Origin of the sequence: Lapillicoccus sp., assembly GCF_025353065.1 — a bacterium.
In the GTDB taxonomy this organism is placed as follows: Bacteria; Actinomycetota; Actinomycetes; order Actinomycetales; family Dermatophilaceae; genus Lapillicoccus.
The window spans coordinates 1-14,710 of the sequence record NZ_JANXRJ010000129.1 but is presented as its reverse complement, the minus strand read 5'-3'; the positions used below and the strand labels follow the sequence as shown (position 1 = coordinate 14,710).

Here is a 14,710-nt window from a genome sequence, read left to right as displayed (position 1 = left end):
GTCCGGCAGGTCGGTAGCCCTGGCTACCGACCTGCCGGACGTCGTGCGGCGAGGCTCTTGAGCGATCGCTCAAAATAGTGCTACCCTTCCTCTTGAGCGACCGCTCAATCATGTGGAGGAGCGCGTCATGAGGGTGTTCGTGGAAGGCGTACGACCGGTCGAGGGCCGGCTCATCGACGGTCTCGGGTGGGGACTGGGCGTCGGAGCCGCCGTGCCGCTCGTCATCGGCGTCGTCGGCGGTGCGCTCGGCGGATCGCCGGACTTCGTCGTCTTCGGGTTCATCTTCGGACTCGCCGGGGCCGTCGTCGGCACGGTCAGCGGCGGGGCCATCGGCCTCGTGGCGGGTCTCCTCTTCGAGATGTGGTCCTTCGTGCGCGCCCCCGCCCTCGTCGTCGCGCTCGGCACGGTGGCCCCCGTGTTCGTCAGCCTCTACGCCGGCTCCGTGTGGTTCGACGGTGACGGCGGCACGGGGTTGGGAGTGGCCATCCTGGCGGCCGGACCCCTCGTCGCGGACGTGCTCCACCGCGCCCGACGCCTCGAGGTCGAGCGGGCGGCCACCTCCCCGGCGGACACCTCCACCTCCCGGTGCGACGAGGCGGCCCGCTGATGGGCTGGTTCATGACGACTCGTCGGCCGATCACGGGTCTCGCCGTGGACGGTCCTCGTCACCTACGGCGTCGCTCACCTGCTCTTCATCGACACCTACCCGTGGTTCGGCGACCCGGTCGCTGCCCAGTTCGTCGGCCTCGCCATCGTCCCCCTCGCCGTCGACGTCGTGCTCCGGGCGCGAGGCCACTTCCAGCGGAGGCGGTGACCGTGGCGCGACGGGCCCGGCCCCACCTGGAGGTCCTTCCGTGAGCTCGATCGATCTCCCAGCAGGCTCTGGGCCACGGCCTGCATCCTGGTGGGCGAGTCGTTCGACGACGAGGCAGGATGTGTCCGGATCAACGTCGAGGTCACCAACCGCGTCGTCGGACCGGTAACGGGCGACCACGGGCGGTTCACGGCCCGCGTCCCCGACGTCGCCGAGGGTGCCGTGCCCGCGGCGGTCAAGCCCTATCGCGAGGAGTGCCGTGTCTGACGACGCTCGGACCACCGAGACCCGCCGCCGCCTGATCGAGGCGACGATGGAGACGATCCGCACCCAGGGGATCGCCAAGGTCTCGGCACGCACCATCGCGGCCGCCGGTGGAGTCAACCAGGCGCTCGTCTTCTACCACTTCGGCACGGTCGACGCCCTCATCGCACACGCCTGCGTCGTCTCCACCCGGGAGCGGGTCGACAGCTTCCGGGCGCGCTTCGACGCCGTCACGACCTTCACCGGGCTGGTCCAGCTCGGCCGCACGCTCCACGAGGAGGAGGCCGCCCTCGGCAACGTCACCGTGCTCGGCCAGACCCTCGCCGGCTCGCAGGCCAACCCGGCGCTCGCGGCGGCGACCGGCGAGGCCCTCGGGATGTGGACGGAGGAGCTCGAACGCGTGCTCGGACGGCTGCTCGCCGACTCGCCCTTCGGGGAGCTACTGGAGCCGCGGCTGCTCGCCGAGCTGGTCAGCTCGGCCTTCATCGGGATCGAGCTGGTGGCACCGACGCGGGTGGCGGACGGGTATGCCGCGGGCGCGGGCGGCATACCGGGTGGAGGTGGAGCGGCGGCCCGGACCATGGACACGGCGGGTGACGCCCTCGCCCGGCTCGAGGGCCTGGCCCGCAGCATCGACGGGCTGGGCCCGGTGGCCCGACGCGCGCTCCGCACCGCCCTGCGCCGGGTCTGACCTGCCGGACGCAAGGGCTCGCGGCCCTCAGCGGCGGTTGGTGAACTGCAGCGCAGTGTCGAGGTCGGCACCGAGGAGGAGCTGCTGCACGCTCTGGAGGTCGTCGCGCGACTTGCTCGTGACGCGCAGCTCGTCGCCCTGGATCTGGGACTTGACCGACTTCGGGCCCTCGTCGCGGATCATCTTGCCGATCTTCTTGGCGATCTCCTGGGAGATGCCCTCCTTGAGCCCGACCTGCAGGCGGTAATCCTTGCCGGACAGCTTCGGCGTCGGCGTGTCGTCGTCGCCGTAGTCGAGGTGCTTGAGGGAGACCTTGCGCTTGATCAGCCAGGTCTGGAAGACGTCGAGGACGGCGAGGGCGCGCTCCTCGGTGTTGGCCTTGATGAGGACGGCGTCCTCGCCGGAGAAGGCGATCGAGGCGCCGACGTTCTTGAAGTCGTAGCGCGTCGCGATCTCCTTGACCGCCGTGTTGAGGGCGTTGGCCACCTCCTGGCGGTCGATCTTGCTGACGATGTCGAACGACGAGTCGGCCATGGGGGCGCTCCTTGGGAGGGGGTGTGCGGTGGTCTGGTGGGCGGCTGCCCGGAGGCTGACGAGGCCCCTCGGTAACGGATTTCCGGACGCCGCCGGTTGCTTGCTATCCTTTCATGCGCACCCACGGCGGGTTGCCCGAGCGGCCAATGGGAGCGGACTGTAAATCCGCCGCGCAAGCTACGTAGGTTCGAATCCTTCACCCGCCACCAGTGCCTGACGACGGCCCCCGACCAGCCCGTATGCCGGTCGGGGGCCGTCGTCGTCCGCGCCCCGCGACCTCGGTGTTCACCCGGGGACGGTTGACCCGGGGCCGCGGACCGACGAACGTGGGGTGTGACCCGTCATCACCCGTCCACCCCCGGAGGACCCATGAGCACGGCAGCATCCACGCGCCCGGTTGTCGCACCGGAACCGGGCCCCCTGGGCCCGGAGGAGCTGGAGCGGATCGACGCGTGGTGGCGGGCTGCGAACTACCTCGCGGTCGGCCAGATCTATCTCATGGCCAACCCGCTCCTGCGCGAGCCCCTCGTACCCGACCACATCAAGCCCCGGCTGCTCGGGCACTGGGGCACGACCCCCGGCCTCAACTTCCTCTACGCGCACCTCAACCGGGCGATCACCGCACGCGACCTCAACTGCATCTACATCATGGGCCCCGGTCACGGCGGCCCGGCCGCCGTCGCCTGCGCCTACCTCGAGGGCACCTACAGCGAGGTCTACCCCGACGTCTCGCGCGACACCCGCGGCATGGAGCGGCTGTTCACCCAGTTCTCCTTCCCCGGCGGCATCCCCAGCCACGTCGCCCCCGAGACACCCGGCTCGATCCACGAGGGGGGCGAGCTCGGCTACGCGCTCTCGCACGCCTACGGCGCGGCCTTCGACAACCCCGACCTCGTCGTCGCGGCGATCGTCGGGGACGGTGAGGCGGAGAGTGGCCCGCTCGCCGCGAGCTGGCACGCCAACAAGTTCGTCGACCCGAGGCGCGACGGCGCGGTCCTGCCGATCCTCCATCTCAATGGCTTCAAGATCGCGAATCCGACTGTGCTGGCGCGGATCCCGGCCGAGGAGCTGACCTACCTGATGCGCGGCTACGGTTACGAGCCGCACCTCGTCGAGGGACACGAGCCGGCGCTGATGCACCAAGCCATGGCCGAGACGCTCGACCGCTGCCTCGACGAGATCGCCGTCATCCAGGAGCAGGCCCGCTCGGGGGCGGTGCCCGAGGACGGGTCGCACCGGCCGCGCTGGCCGATGATCATCCTCAAGTCGCCGAAGGGCTGGACCGGTCCCAAGGAGGTCGACGGCAAGCGCACCGAGGGTTCGTGGCGCTCCCACCAGGTGCCCTTCTCCACGGTGAAGGACAACCCCGGTCACCTCGCGCTGCTCGAGGAGTGGATGCGCAGCTACCGGCCCGAAGAGCTCTTCGACGAGTCGGGGGAACCGCGCGAGATCATCGCCGGGCTCCACCCGCAGGGCGAGCGACGGATGAGCGCCAACCCGCACGCCAACGGCGGGCTGCTGCTGAAACCGTTGCGGATGCCCGACTTCCGCGCGTATGCCGTGCCGGTCGAGACCCCGGCGACGAGCACCGGCGAGGCCACCCGCGTGCTCGGCGGGTTCCTGCGCGACATCATGGCCGCCAACATGGAGACCTTCCGGGTCCTCTCCCCGGACGAGAACAACTCCAACCGGCTCGACGCCGTCCTCGAGGTGACGGACCGGGCCTGGAACGCCGAGACGGAGCCGGACGACGTCGGACTCGCCGTGGACGGCCGCGTGATGGAGATCCTCTCGGAGCACACCTGCCAGGGCTGGCTGGAGGGCTACCTGCTCACCGGCCGACACGGGTTCTTCTCCTGCTACGAGGCCTTCATCCACATCGTCGACTCGATGGTCAACCAGCACGCGAAGTGGCTCGAGACGACCAACCGCATCCCGTGGCGACGGCCGATCGCCTCGCTGAACTACCTGCTCACGTCGCACGTCTGGCGACAGGACCACAACGGGTTCTCGCACCAGGACCCGGGATTCATCGACCACGTCGTCAACAAGCGGGCCGCGGTCGCCCGGGTCTACCTGCCGCCGGACGCCAACACCCTGCTGTCCGTGGCCGACCACTGCCTGCGGTCCCGGCAGTACATCAACGTCATCGTCGCGGGCAAGCAGCCGGCCCTGCAGTACCTCTCCATGGACGAGGCCGTCATCCACTGCACCAAGGGCATCGGCATCTGGGACTGGGCCAGCAACGACGAGGGCTCGGAGCCCGACGTCGTCATCGGCTGCGCCGGCGACGTCCCCACCATGGAGGCCCTGGCCGCCACCCAGATCCTGCGAGAGGCGTTCCCCGACCTCCGGATCCGTTTCGTCAACGTCGTCGACCTCATGCGCCTGCAGGACGAGCGCACCCACCCGCACGGCCTGTCGACCGCCCAGTTCGACGCGCTCTTCACGAGGGACAAGCCGGTGATCTTCAACTTCCACGGCTACCCCTCGCTGATCCACCGGCTCACCTACCGGCGGACCAACCACGACAACCTCCACGTGCACGGCTTCCAGGAGGTGGGCACGACGACGACGCCCTTCGACATGGCGGTGCTCAACGAGATCGACCGCTTCAACCTCGCCATCGACGTCATCGACCGGGTCCCGAGGCTGCGGGACGTCGGCGCCCACGTGCGGGACCGGCTCAAGGACAAGCTCCTCGAGCACCGGCACCACGTCACGACGGTCGGCGACGACCTGCCCGAGGTCAAGGCATGGGGGTGGACGACGCCCCCGGCGTCCGCCGGCGACCGGGCCTAGGGGGGCGGGCGGGCGCAGAGGGTGCAGGCCTGCGGCATACGGCACAGTGGCCCCATGCACTTCGTCGGGATCGACCTCGCCTGGGGCGGCCGGCGGCCGACCGGTCTCGCCGTGCTCGACGACGACGGCCGGCTCGTGCACCTGTCGTCCGCTGTCGCCGACAAGGACGTCGTGCGGGCGGTCCGGCCCTGGACCACGGACGACTGCGTGGTCGCGGTCGACGCGCCGCTCGTCGTCACCAACCCCACCGGCAACCGCCCTGCGGAGGCGGCGCTGAACCGCGACTTCGCTCGCTTCGACGCGGGGGCCCACCCGGTCAACACCGGACGGCCGGGGTTCGAAGAGAGCCCGCGGGGTGCGCGGCTCGCCGACACCCTCGGGCTCGAGATCGCCGGGACGTCGACGCGACGGGCGATCGAGGTCTATCCCCACCCGGCGACCGTCGCGCTCTTCCGGTTGGGCCGGGTCCTCAAGTACAAGCAGAAGCCCGGCCGGAGCCTCGCCCAGGTGCGTGACGAGCTGCTGCGCCTCGTCGACCTCCTCGAGGGGCTCGCCACGGCCACGCCGGCCCTCCGGCTGCGCGACCACGACGACTGGCACGCCCTCGTCGCCCGGATCCGCGACGCCGGCCGCAAGAGCGAGCTGCGCCCGGCCGAGGACGAGGTCGACGCGGTGGTGTGTGCCTATGTCGCGCTCTTCGCGACGCGGGCACCGGAGCACACGACGACCTACGGCGACCCGGCCACCGGCGAGATCGTCACGCCGACCCTGCCGGCCGGTCACGTGCCGGCGCCACGTGCCAAAGCTGAGGCGAACCCGGTTGTGGCGCAGGCTGATCCGGTCAGGACAGCCGTCGATGCGTATGCCGCGGAGCACCCTGACCTGGTCCGCTCCACCGCCGCCTTCGTCGACGTCGTGACGAGCCAGCTCGACGACGCCGGCATCAACTACCTCAGCGTCACGGGCCGGGCCAAGAGCGTGACCTCGTTCGCCATCAAGGCAACCCGGGTCCGGGCCGACGGGCTGCCGCTCTACGCCGACCCGCTCACGGACATCACCGACCAGCTCGGCCTACGCGTCATCACCTACCTCCACGAGGACGTCGCAGCGGTCGCCGACCTATTGGCCGACGAGTACGTCGTCCTGGACGACCGCGACATGGGGCAGGAGACCGCGAGCGAGGGCCGGTTCGGCTACGCCAGCCGTCACCTCCTCGTCGCGACCGGCCCCGCCGACGCCGGCAGCCCCGGCCACGCCGCTCTCTCGGACCGGGCGGCGCAGGTGCAGATCCGCACGGTGCTCCAGCACGCCTGGGCCGAGTTCGAGCACGACATCCGCTACAAGGGCATCATCCCGCAGGAGCACGCCTCCGACCTCGACCGCCGATTCACCCTGGCCGCAGGGCTGCTCGAGCTCGCCGACCGGGAGTTCTCCGCGATCCGCGACCGGCTGCAGCAGACGTTGGCCGACCAGCCGCGCGACGCCGATGCGCAGGAACAGGACCCGCGGATCGCACCCCCCGACCTCGCGACCTTCCTCGGGTCGCGCTATGCCGACGCCGGCTGGTCCCGGATCGACCACTACGAGTGGATGTCCGGGCTGCTGCTCGAGCTCGGCATCACCTCCCTCGACGAGCTCGCCGGCCTGCTGTCGTCGCTGGACGCCGACGGCATCGACTCCCGGATGGGATACCGCTATCCCGCGGGTGCCGTCCGCCGGCTGGACGACGCGCTGCTCGCGGTCTACGGCTCGCGCTACATCGGGCTCCACGGCAACAGCCACCGCGAGCCCCTGCTCCTCACCCGGCTCGACAAGCTGCGCGGCGCCGAGCCCGACCCAACGTCCCCCTGACCGACGTCTACGGCACGAAGCTCGCGCCGGCACGAAGCTCGCGCCGGCCGTAGTGTGGGGCGCGTGCTCTCGTCGGTGCGCGCGTCCGCCGCGGAGGCCGCCGCGCCCCGCCCGGGTGACGACCTGGTGCCCGATGCGCGTGTCGTCGTCATGGACCGGGGGTTCACCGTCGATGCGCCACCCGAGGCCGTCTGGCCGTGGATCGTGCAGTTCGGGAAACGGCGGGCGGGCTGGTACTTCCCCCGCAGAGTCGAACGCTGGATCCCTCGCTCCCGCAGAGCGATTCGTTGCATCGACCCTCGGTGGCAGCTGCTCGCCGTCGGCGACGTCATCCCCGACTACGGCGGCAGGGACGCGACCTTCACCGTCGACCGGATCGAGGCGCAGACCAGCATCGTCTACCGCTCGCAGCGTGGCCGGACGGAGATCAGCTGGGACATGTCCCTCCACGACGCGTCGTCGGCGGGTGCGATCGACACCGAAGGAGTCGGCGCCACCCGCGTCCACCTGAGGCTTCGGTTGGCCCCCGTGCGGAGGCGGTGGCTGGCCGAGTCGGTCGGTGACGCGTTCGACGCGCTCACCATCGCCGGGATGGCCGCGGGTCTGCGCGAGCGCCTAGGCGTGTGAGGCGCGGCTGGGCTCCACCGTCGTGAGGGGACCCGCCGGCCGACGGGTGCCGGGTGTGCCGACCCAGACGAAGGTGGGGATCACCGGGGTGATGAGCCTCCAGGCCGCCCCCGGGAGTGACGCGAGAGGGCCCGGCACGACGTCCTCCGCGCCGAAGCGCCTCGAGTCGGTGAGGACCGTGTAGGTGTAGTCCCAGACCGTCAGGCCCTTGCACATCCTGAGCAGCCCGGCGCGGGTCTTGAAGGTCTCGTAGTAGCTGTCGGCCCGACCCGTCGCTCGGATGTAGCGGTGGGCGAGGCGCTTCGGGATCCACGACAGGAACGGCAGGTGGTAGTGCGGCTCCATGACCCCGAACTTGTTGACCAGACCCATGTAGACGATGCCGTCGGGCCGCAGCACTCGGCGGATCTCGCTCATGATCGCGTCCGGGTCGACCACGTGCTCGTAGATGTGGTTGAGGATCACGAGGTCGAACGAGTGGTCGGGGAACGGGATGTCGTCACCCGCGGCCCTGACGAAAGAGATGTGGTCACCGACCCGTGCGGTGGCGGCCGCCAGCCCGGGCTCGTCGATGTCGATGCCCGTGACGTCGGCCCCGGCGAGGGAGAGCTCCTCCGCCGTGAACCCGGTCGAGCACCCGATGTCGAGGGCCCGCACGCCGGCCAGGTCGTCTCGCCCGAGGAAGTGCTGGGTGACGAGGACGATCTTCCTCGCCTTCTGGCGCCGGCCCTCCTCGTTCTGCATCTCGGTCTGGAGCTCGGAGTAGGCCAGCTGCGGTTGCCGGGCTGCCCCGGTGGTGTCCTGGGTGTCGTTCACAGGAGTGGTTGCCCTTCGTCGATCGTGCGCCTAGCGTCCACGTGGACCCCGATGCTAGTCGCCGTGCGGGACCTGGTCAGCGTGCCACATCGAGGCGATGCCCTGCCGGAGGTCGACCGCCGGCTGCCACGACAGCGTCCGTCCGGCCAGCGAGATGTCGAGCCACGACCGCGACACGTCGAAGGCCCGGGACTGCTCGTGGAGGGTGGCGAAGGGGCCGACCACGGACTCGACGAGGTGGAGGAGGTCTCGGAGGGTGGTGCTCGTCCCGGACCCGATGTTGACGACAGGAGGGGGCACCGCGGCGTCGGTGACCGCCAGGAGGGCCGAGACGATGTCATCGACGTGGACGTAGTCGCGAGCCGTCTCGAGGGACCCGTAGACCGTCACGGGGAGGTCGTCACGGATGGCCTGCAGCCAGTGCGCGATCACTCCCTGACCGGGCGCCACGGGTTGGCCCGGGCCGTAGGCGTTGGCCACGCGCACGACCACCGCATCGTCGGCCAGGGAGGACACCAGCGCCTCGGCGGCCAGCTTGCTCCGGCCGTAGGCGCCCTTCGGGACGCAGCGACTGTCTTCGGAGAAGGGCGGCGCCTCGTCGGGGTCGTACACCGTCCCTCCGGACGAGAGCATCACGACCCGCGCCCTCGAGCCCTCGGCCCGCAGCGCCAACAGCATGGTGCGGAGGGCGCCCAGGTCGGCCTCCACGAGATCCGGGCGGGACTCGGCGATCGACGGGTTTATGCTCGCAGCCGCCCACACCACCGCCCGGGCGTCGGCGATCCCCTGCGCGAGCCGACCGTCGGGCCGCAACGGAGGAGACTGCCGCGTGAAGCTCGAAGCCGGCTCGCCCAGATGCTGCAGACGGGCCGCCAGTGCGGAGCCGATGAAGCCGCTCGCGCCGACGACGGCGGTGTGGCCGGCTGGCACAGGTGGCGTCCTTCGGTCAGAGGGCGGCCTGCAGTGAGCCTTCCCCGGCTGGTGGTGCTGGCCTCGACGTTCCCGGCCCGACCCGATGACGGGACCCCGGCTTTCGTGCTGGACCTCGCCCAGGCCGAGGCGCAGGGGTTCGAGACAACGGTCATCGTACCCGCCGTCCGCGGAGCCCTGTCCCGAGAGCGGATCGGCTCGGTCGAGGTCCGTCGCTTCCGCTACTTCCCGAGCCGGTGGGAGGATCTCGCGGACGGGGCGATCCTCGAGAACCTCCGGGCCAGGCCCTCGCGGTGGCTCCAGGTGGCTCCGTTCCTGCTCGCGGAGTGGCTCGCGGTGCGGCGCGCCGTGCGCGAGCTGCGACCGGACGTGCTCCATGTCCACTGGATCATCCCGCAGGGGATCGTCGCGCTCGGTGTGATGGGCCGGATCCCTTCGGTCGTCACCACCCTCGGGGGAGACCTCTACGGACTGCGCAACCCCGTGGCCCTCGCCCTCAAGCGGGCCGTGGTCTCGCGCGCCGGCGCGCTCACCACGATGAACGAGGACATGCGGCGACAGCTGGTGGCTCTGGGGGCACCCGAGTCCCGTGCCACCGTCGTCCCGATGGGGGCCGACCTTCGAGGAATCCGGACCGCCGCGGAGGGCGTCACGAGGGAGACGGGTCGGCTGTTGTTCGTCGGCCGGCTCGTGGAGAAGAAGGGACTGACCCACCTGGTGGAGGCCCTGCGCCTGCTCGACGACCCCTCCCTGCGGCTGACGGTCGTCGGCGACGGTCCCCTCCGACGCGATCTGGAGGACCAGGCGACAGGCCTGCAGGTCGAGTTCCTGGGCGCGTTGGGACGGACGACCCTGGCTCAGCAGTATGCGCGGGCGACGGTGATGATCGTCCCCAGCACCCGAGCGGCATCGGGGGACCAGGACGGCCTCCCGGTCGCGTTGCTGGAGGCGATGGGTCTCGGGTGCCCGGTGGTCGCGAGCGACCTGCCGGGGATCAACGAGGTCGTCCTCGACGGTGAGACCGGGCGCCTGACGCCCCCGGGTGATCCGGCTGCCCTCGCCGTCGCGATCCGGGAGGTCGTCGGCTCACCGGAACGTGCGGCCCGTCTCGGAGCTGCCGCGCGCGCCCTCTCGGAGTCGTTGTCCGTCGAGGCCGTCGGAGCGCGATACCGGGACCTGCTGATGAGCATCCTGACGCCGCAGACGGATCGGCCGGGCCGTCGAGGTGGGCGCCGTCCGCGACCCTGAGCACGTTAGGGTGCGTTGACCGATCGAGAGCGGGTGGCTGTGGGCGGCATCGTGGGGACGCCGTTCTCTCCGGAGGACCCTGTCCCTCGGACCTCGGTGTTGCGGCAGCGAGTCGGCGTCGCGCTCATGGTCCTGATCTTCGTCGCGATCGTCGTCGTGGTCGTCCGCAACCGGGAGTCGTTCGTCGACACCATGCGGCGGGTCGGTCCCGGAGGAGCGACCCTCAGTCTCCTGGCTGGCGTCATCGGCATCGGCGCCTCGGGGATGCAGTGGCGCACCGTGCAGGGCGGCCTCGGTATCGAGCTGCGGCGCTCCGACGCGCTCCGCGTCTTCTTCGTCAGCCAGCTGGGCAAGTACCTCCCCGGTTCGGTGTGGCCGATCGTGATGCAGATGGAGGCGGCCCGACAGCGCGGGGCCAGCCGCAAGACGGTCCTGGCGGGCAACATCGTCAACCTCACCATCGCCCTGGCGACCGGGCTGCTCATCGCCGCAGCGACACTCCCGTTTGCGTATCCACAAGCGCTGCAACGGTACTGGTGGGCGTTGGCCGCCGCGCCGCTGATCGTGGTGCTGGCCCTGCCCCGCTCGTTGCCCTACCTGTTGGACCGGGTGCTGTCGATCGTCCACCGCCCTCCCCTCGGGGTGGCGCTCGACTCGGCGACGGTCCTGCGCGCCGCGGCATGGGGCGCTCTCTCGTGGGTCGGCCTCGGCGTCCACGTCGCGATCCTCGCCGCTGCCCTGGACGGCTTCTCGGGCGCCCTCCTGGTGCTCTGCACCGGCGGGATGAGCCTCGCGGTCTCCGCGGGCGTGCTGTTCATCCCGGCTCCCGCGGGCGCCGGGCTGCGTGAGGTGGTGCTCGCCTACGTCCTGTCGGCCGTGGTCACCACCGGTCAGGCGCTGACCGTCGTCGTGGCCTCGCGCGTCATCCTGATCGTGGTCGACCTGCTGCTCGCCGGTGCGGCGACGGTGGTCGGTCGCCAGCGGCAACGATCTTTCCTGCGCTGACCGGACTGCGCTGATTGGACTGCGGCTGGACCGCAACGGGGCGCCTCCCTGGTGTGGGAGACGCCCCGCCGGCATACCTGCGGCCGCTGGGGCCACAGACGTGCTTGCTTGCTGTCGTGCTACTTCTTGGCCGCGACCGCGGTCAGGAAGCTGGGGTTCGGCACGCCGAGCCCGGTGACCGGGTCCCAGCCCTTCGCCGTCGCCAGGCTCGAGTCCTGGTCGAAGGTGCGGACGTAGTAGGAGACACCGGCGGTGGGGTCGATGCCGTTGTTGTTGTTCACGCGGACCACGCCCTTGACGTCTCCCGCCGGCAGGACGTCGGTGATCGTCGACCTCGGGGCCGAGTAGAGCAACGGGTTGGCCCAGCCGAAACCGGTGCCCGCGCTCTGGTTGGCGAGTGCGAGCATCCCGGCGAGCAGCGGCGAGGCGAGGCTCGTCCCACCGATGCGGTACTCGCCGTAGTGGACGCCGGTCGGGAAGGTCTGCGTCTGCCCGATCAGCATGCCGGTATTGGGATCGGCATCCATGGCGATGTCCGGGACGGCGCGGCCGGATGCCGTGGAGTGCACCCTGGTGGTCTGGAAGTCCGGACGGTTGAACAGCGCCGAGAAGCCACCACCCGCACCGTAGAGGAAGCCGCTGTCGATCCAGCGCATACCGTTGGGAGAAAGCGGCGCGCTGTGGGTTCCCCAGCCCGTCTGCGTCGTGATCGCGCCGGAGGCGATACCTGTGGAGGTGCCGCCCGCGCTGGTGACGTAGGGGTCGGAGCTCGGGTAGTCGACCTGGCGGATGCCGGTCTTGGCGAGCTCGTCGCCGTTGTCACCGGAGCTGAAGAGGAAGGTCTGGCCCTGGGTCGCACCCTGGAGGAAGACCTGCTCGTAGGCCGCGACGCTGGCCGCGGACTCGTTGCCCTCGAGGTCGCTCCACGAGTTCGTGACCAGGGTGGCCTTGTTGTCGTCGACGACCCTGGCCAGCGTGCTCTGGAAGTCGTCGTCACCGCAGCTCGGTGAGGCGTAGTACATGATGTTGGCCGCAGGCGCCATGGCGTGGACCGCCTCGACGTCCAGGGTCTCCTCGCCCGACCAGCCGGACGGGCCGCACTGCGCCTGCCGGCGGAACTTGTCGGGCAGCGACTGGGTCAGCTGGCCGGGCAGGTAGGAGCCGTCACCGTTGTTGGAGGCGTAGGTGTTGGAGTCCTTGGCAATGAACTGCCAGGCGTAGGCGTCGGTGATGGCGACGGTGACACCCGAGCCGTCGAGCGCCGTGGCGCCCTCGTATGCCGCGCGGAACGACGGGCCGGTGTAGCCGCAGGGCGCGTAGGGAAGGGTCTTACCCATGAACTTCGGCAGCGGTGTGGAGTAGTCGGCCTTGTAGGTCGCGAGCGGGTTGCCGAAGTTGATCGCGCACGGGCGACCGTTGACGAACCCGGCGGGCGGAACTGCCGAGGGGGAGGCTGTGGCGGCCGCAGCAGAGGCGCTCACCGTCGCTGGCGTGACGTTGTCGTGCGTCTTCGTGACCAAGGTGGTGTCGAGGCCCGTGACCGTGAGCACGTTGGCGCCGACGGAGGCGGGAAGGACGACCGCCGAGCCGGGCGCCGTGACGGTCTGGCCGTCGTGGCGGTAGCTACCGAGGGAGACGCCAAAGGCAGACCCGAGCTGGGCTGTGGTGCCGGTGGCCACGACGTAGCGGCGGTGCGCCTCGACGCCGGTGACGGTCAGGCCCTTCGACGCCAGGAAGCTGCTCACGGCATCGGCCGAGGCCTGAGTCGGGGCATACCGGGCGTCGTACTGGGCCGTGGTCAGCCAGTGCTTGTAGTCGGCGGAGGTCGGGTCGGAGAGCGTGGCGACCTTCGCCTTGAGCGCGTCGAGCCCGCCCTTCGGTGCGAGGTAGACCCGCACCTCCTGGGTGGCCGGGAGGGCTGCAGTAGCGAGAGCGACCTTGGTGGCCTTCGAGAGCCACCGCGGGAGGGTGTTGGTGATGGTGATGTTGCCCTTGGGGGCAGCCGACGCCTGCGGCGCGGTAGCGCCGAGGGCCAGACCGGCCAGACTGGCAACCGACGTCAGCGCGATGGCGCGACGGACATACGAGACCTTCATGCTTGTCCTTCGTTCATGGGAAAACCGGACGTGGATCGCGGTCCGCGCCTCGTCTTCCTCCCGAGGGCAGAGGGCCGGAAGACCCGCTGCGGGAGGCGCCGAGGAGCGTGGACCGCCCTGTCACGCTAAGCGCGGGTCGGACAGGGCGTCACCCGATCTGTCGGTGAGAACCCTGGGGTTTCCCTGAGTTTTTCCGGTGAACCTGCGTACAAACAGGACAATATGCACTAACGGTCGACTACGACGTCATTTTTTGTTGCGCCAGACCCGCTCGAAGGGCAGTCGCCAGGCGTGCGGGGCGATCAGCTGGTGGATGGCGTTGGGGCCCCAGCTGCCCGGCGGGTAGGGCTTGGCGGCGGGCGGGGTGTCGAGCAGGGGGATCGAGCGCTCCCAGAGCGACTCGATGCCCTCGGCGGTCGTGAAGAGGGTGTGGTCGCCGCGCATGGCGTCGAGGATGAGCCGCTCGTAGGCCTCGAGGACGTCGCCGGCGTGCTCGGTCTCCTGCGTCGAGAACTGCAGCGACAGCTTGTCGAGCTTCATCCCCGGACCGGGTCGCTTGCCGTAGAAGGAGAGCGAGACCTTGGACTCGTCCGCGAGGTCGAAGGTGAGGTGGTCAGGGCCCTGGGTCCCCACCCCGGAGTCGGCCGGGAACATCGACTTGGGCGCCTCGCGGAAGGCGATGGAGATGATCCGCTGGCCCTCGGAGAGCCGCTTGCCGGTGCGAAGGTAGAAGGGCACGCCGGCCCAGCGCCAGTTGTCGATGTAGCACTTGAGGGCGATGAAGGTCTCGGTGTCGCTGTCGCGGGCCACCCCCTCCTCGTCTCGGTAGCCGGTGTACTGACCCCGCACGACGTGCTCCGGCAGGATCGGCAGCAGGGAGCGGAAGACCTTGTTCTTCTCCTCGCTGATGGCCCGCGGCTCCAGGGCGGTCGGCGGCTCCATCGCGACGAACGCGAGGACCTGGAAGAGGTGGGTGACGACCATGTCCTTGTAGGCGCCGGTCGACTCGTAGAAGCCCGCCCGGCGGTCGAG

The 14,710-nt window shown here is 70.4% G+C and carries 12 protein-coding genes, 1 tRNA gene and 1 pseudogene; 9 read left to right on the top strand and 5 right to left on the bottom strand.

Annotated features, from left to right (window positions below):
* Window positions 1-127 precede the first annotated feature (127 nt).
* The 3 genes from Q0R63_RS10615 to Q0R63_RS10605 all read left to right on the top strand — a co-directional run bounded on the left by Q0R63_RS10615 (window position 128) and on the right by Q0R63_RS10605 (window position 1,769).
* A complete protein-coding gene (locus tag Q0R63_RS10615) occupies window positions 128-607 on the top strand; it encodes a hypothetical protein (protein ID WP_295697078.1) in 480 nt (159 codons plus the stop codon).
* Between the two features lie 297 nt (window positions 608-904).
* Window positions 905-1,081 carry a hypothetical protein gene (locus Q0R63_RS10610; protein WP_295697077.1) on the top strand — a complete coding sequence of 59 codons (177 nt, stop codon included), beginning with the start codon at window positions 905-907 and terminating at the stop codon, window positions 1,079-1,081.
* Complete coding sequence (locus Q0R63_RS10605) at window positions 1,074-1,769, top strand: TetR/AcrR family transcriptional regulator (RefSeq protein ID WP_295697075.1); 696 nt, start codon at window positions 1,074-1,076, stop codon at window positions 1,767-1,769. The genes Q0R63_RS10610 and Q0R63_RS10605 overlap by 8 nt, the downstream gene beginning before the upstream one ends.
* A 27-nt stretch (window positions 1,770-1,796) precedes the next feature.
* On the opposite strand, the gene Q0R63_RS10600 is transcribed toward Q0R63_RS10605, so the two are convergent.
* On the bottom strand, window positions 1,797-2,303 hold the full coding sequence (locus Q0R63_RS10600; RefSeq protein ID WP_295697073.1) for a YajQ family cyclic di-GMP-binding protein: 507 nt from the start codon (window positions 2,301-2,303) through the stop codon (window positions 1,797-1,799).
* 125 nt (window positions 2,304-2,428) lie between these two features.
* On the opposite strand from Q0R63_RS10600, the gene Q0R63_RS10595 reads away from it, so the two are divergent.
* The 4 genes from Q0R63_RS10595 to Q0R63_RS10580 all read left to right on the top strand — a co-directional run bounded on the left by Q0R63_RS10595 (window position 2,429) and on the right by Q0R63_RS10580 (window position 7,583).
* Window positions 2,429-2,512, top strand: a tRNA-Tyr gene (locus tag Q0R63_RS10595).
* Between the two features lie 160 nt (window positions 2,513-2,672).
* Window positions 2,673-5,105: a phosphoketolase gene (locus Q0R63_RS10590; protein WP_295697071.1), complete on the top strand. Its 2,433-nt coding sequence runs from the start codon at window positions 2,673-2,675 to the stop codon at window positions 5,103-5,105.
* A gap of 54 nt (window positions 5,106-5,159) precedes the next feature.
* Entirely contained in the window at window positions 5,160-6,956 is a 1,797-nt protein-coding gene (locus Q0R63_RS10585) for a DUF429 domain-containing protein (protein WP_295697069.1), read from the top strand.
* Window positions 6,957-7,019: 63 nt separating this feature from the next.
* Window positions 7,020-7,583, top strand: coding sequence for a hypothetical protein (locus tag Q0R63_RS10580; protein ID WP_295697068.1), 564 nt, complete (start codon window positions 7,020-7,022; stop codon window positions 7,581-7,583).
* Here Q0R63_RS10580 and Q0R63_RS10575 read toward each other — a convergent pair.
* Window positions 7,572-8,399: a class I SAM-dependent methyltransferase gene (locus Q0R63_RS10575; RefSeq protein ID WP_295697066.1), complete on the bottom strand. Its 828-nt coding sequence runs from the start codon at window positions 8,397-8,399 to the stop codon at window positions 7,572-7,574. The genes Q0R63_RS10580 and Q0R63_RS10575 overlap by 12 nt on opposite strands.
* A gap of 54 nt (window positions 8,400-8,453) precedes the next feature.
* The gene (locus tag Q0R63_RS10570) at window positions 8,454-9,329 is read right to left on the bottom strand and encodes an NAD-dependent epimerase/dehydratase family protein (RefSeq protein ID WP_295697065.1); all 876 of its coding nucleotides are present in this window, start codon (window positions 9,327-9,329) and stop codon (window positions 8,454-8,456) included.
* Between the two features lie 33 nt (window positions 9,330-9,362).
* Between Q0R63_RS10570 and Q0R63_RS10565 the strand changes: the two genes are divergently transcribed.
* A complete protein-coding gene (locus tag Q0R63_RS10565; protein ID WP_295697064.1) occupies window positions 9,363-10,577 on the top strand; it encodes a glycosyltransferase in 1,215 nt (404 codons plus the stop codon).
* A gap of 15 nt (window positions 10,578-10,592) precedes the next feature.
* On the top strand, window positions 10,593-11,582 hold the full coding sequence (locus tag Q0R63_RS10560) for a lysylphosphatidylglycerol synthase domain-containing protein (protein WP_295697061.1): 990 nt from the start codon (window positions 10,593-10,595) through the stop codon (window positions 11,580-11,582).
* Window positions 11,583-11,701: 119 nt separating this feature from the next.
* Here the strand turns inward: Q0R63_RS10560 and Q0R63_RS10555 are convergent, their stop codons facing one another.
* On the bottom strand, window positions 11,702-13,678 hold the full coding sequence (locus tag Q0R63_RS10555) for a S53 family peptidase (protein WP_295697060.1): 1,977 nt from the start codon (window positions 13,676-13,678) through the stop codon (window positions 11,702-11,704).
* A gap of 246 nt (window positions 13,679-13,924) precedes the next feature.
* Window positions 13,925-14,710 (bottom strand): annotated as a pseudogene (locus Q0R63_RS10550) (glucose-6-phosphate dehydrogenase); the annotation flags it as partial.

Excerpts from the sequence above, each read along its gene's own strand:
- Q0R63_RS10585 (WP_295697069.1), top strand. The coding sequence starts at position 5,160 with ATGCACTTCGTCGGGATCGACCTCGCCTGGGGCGGCCGGCGGCCGACC.
- Q0R63_RS10600 (WP_295697073.1), bottom strand. The coding sequence starts at position 2,303 with ATGGCCGACTCGTCGTTCGACATCGTCAGCAAGATCGACCGCCAGGAG.
- Q0R63_RS10615 (WP_295697078.1), top strand. The coding sequence starts at position 128 with ATGAGGGTGTTCGTGGAAGGCGTACGACCGGTCGAGGGCCGGCTCATC.
- Q0R63_RS10555 (WP_295697060.1), bottom strand. The coding sequence starts at position 13,678 with ATGAAGGTCTCGTATGTCCGTCGCGCCATCGCGCTGACGTCGGTTGCC.
- Q0R63_RS10590 (WP_295697071.1), top strand. The coding sequence starts at position 2,673 with ATGAGCACGGCAGCATCCACGCGCCCGGTTGTCGCACCGGAACCGGGC.